This is a genomic window from Oleiphilus sp. HI0061, from assembly GCF_001635675.1.
Genome location: NZ_LWFE01000618.1, coordinates 1 through 920 on the forward strand (window position 1 = coordinate 1; position 920 = coordinate 920).

Below are 920 nucleotides of genomic sequence, written 5' to 3' on the forward strand. Positions count from 1 at the left end.
GCAATGATCCGCCACCTGTCAGGACAATACCACGCTCGGCAATATCTGATGCAAGCTCTGGAGGTGACTGCTCTAAAGCCCCTTTCACTGCCTGTACAATCGCAGATAATGACTCTTGTAGCGCTTCGAGGATTTCTTCACTGTTCAAGGTAAAGCCACGAGGCACACCTTCTGCCAGATTGCGACCACGTACATCGATCTCTCGAAGTTCAAGACCTTCGTATGCACAACCGACTTCCTGTTTAATCTTCTCTGCAGTGGTATCACCAATTAGGCTGCCGTAGTTACGACGAACATAAGTAACAATTGCTTCATCAAAGCGGTCACCACCAACTTTTACTGAGTCAGCATAAACAATGCCGTTTAGAGAAATGATGGCAATTTCAGTCGTACCACCACCAATATCAACGACCATAGAGCCACTTGCTTCTTCAACGGGTAAACCGGCACCAATCGCAGCAGCCATTGGTTCTTCAATCAAATAAACTTCACGGGCACCTGCACCTAGAGCAGACTCGCGTATGGCCTTTTGCTCAACTTTAGTTGAACGACTCGGTACACAAACCAAAACACGCGGGCTAGGTGTTATAAAGCTGTTTTCGTGAACTTTGTGAATAAAGTGCTGCAACATCTTTTCAGTCACAACGAAGTCTGCAATAACTCCATCCTTCAATGGGCGAATTGCTGTGATATTACCAGGAGTACGACCAAGCATACGCTTTGCTTCAGCACCAACCGCTGCAACTGTTTTTTGCGCTCCGTTGCTACGAATAGCGACTACAGAAGGTTCATCCAGAACAATGCCTCGTTCCCTAACATAAATAAGCGTATTAGCTGTCCCTAGGTCAATAGATAAATCGCTGGAAAATAAGCCTCGGATCTTTTTAAACATGGTGTGAGATCAACCTAAACAATTCGTA

The 920-nt window shown here is 45.7% G+C and carries 1 protein-coding gene; it reads right to left on the minus strand.

Annotated elements, in window-relative coordinates; translation table 11 throughout:
* Positions 1-892: rod shape-determining protein (locus A3735_RS07925; RefSeq protein WP_068637878.1), on the minus strand; the 892-nt coding region annotated here is incomplete at its 3' end.
* Between the last annotated feature and the right edge of the window lie 28 nt (positions 893-920).